The sequence below is a fragment of the Pseudarthrobacter sp. 05T312 genome, assembly GCF_056396685.1.
Genome location: NZ_JBFTLY010000040.1, coordinates 1 through 1,046 on the forward strand (window position 1 = coordinate 1; position 1,046 = coordinate 1,046).

1 protein-coding gene is annotated in these 1,046 nt (G+C 69.6%); it reads right to left on the reverse strand.

Annotated elements, in window-relative coordinates:
- Positions 1–1,046 (reverse strand): HNH endonuclease signature motif containing protein (locus tag AC1DIP_RS22190; RefSeq protein ID WP_477735114.1); only part of this gene is annotated, 1,046 nt, incomplete at both ends.

Sequence of the window (1,046 nt, forward strand, 5' to 3'; positions counted from 1 at the left end):
GTGGCGGGGGTGGGTTTCCAGCCGGTGGTGTGGCGGAGTTTGTGGTGTTTGGGGCAGGGCTGTCCCAGGTTGCTGATCCCGGTGGTGCCGCCCTTGGCCCAGGCGAGGAGGTGGTCGGCGTCGTTGTCCAGGGAGTTGTTGCTGCACCCCGGGAACGGACACTGCCCGTCCCGCATCCTCAACCAGGACCGCATCGCCCCCGTCACCCGGTAGCTTGTCCGGCCGATTTCCAACGGTGCCCCGTCCCGAGGATCCACCAACACGCGGTAGAACGAAGCCGCACCGGAAGCGACGAGTTCCCGGGCCATTGACGGCGGGATGGGACCGTACCCGTCCAGCATCGCCGCCTCGTCCGTAACACCCATCAGCGAGAACACAGGGACCGTGACCAGCACCTGCGCACGGATCGGAGATTGCTGGTCAGTTCCCGCGCCGGGCCTGGCATCGTTGACTGTGGTGCCGTTGGTGAGGACCGCGTCGGCGAAGGTGTCCGCACGCAGTTGGGTCATGCTCCGCGATTCCTCCGGGCCCTGCATGCCACGGGCGGCGGCGGTGAGCCGGTTCCACCCGGCCAACGCCTGGTCCGCGGGCAGGTACGCGGAGAGCCACGCCATCCCGTCCTGGTCCGGCCGGAACTCCACCCGCCGGTCCGCGACCCCTTTGGCGTGGCGTTGTTCGATGGACCCTGCCTGGTGGCGTTCCCGCCAGGTGCGGGCCTTGGCCTTGAACCGGTGCGCCGGCAACTGCCCCACCGGGCACCCCCGCGCCCGGTCCGGGGCGTCGGGGTCCAGGAAATGGGCTTCCAACGCCGCAGCGCCGGCAGGATCAAGGCACTCTGTCTCGTCCGCCATCACCACAGCGTGCTGCCAAGAGACGGTTCCGGCCTGCAAAGCCTCCAACGTCCGCGGCAACGTCGACATCACGGCGTGCGCAGTTGCGAGGAACGATGAGGCCGCCCGAGGACCCAGGGCCAGCACACACCCGATCTCCGCCGCCACCGCCATCTCCTGCGCCCGCACCGGGACGTCCGGCCCCGCAACAGCAGC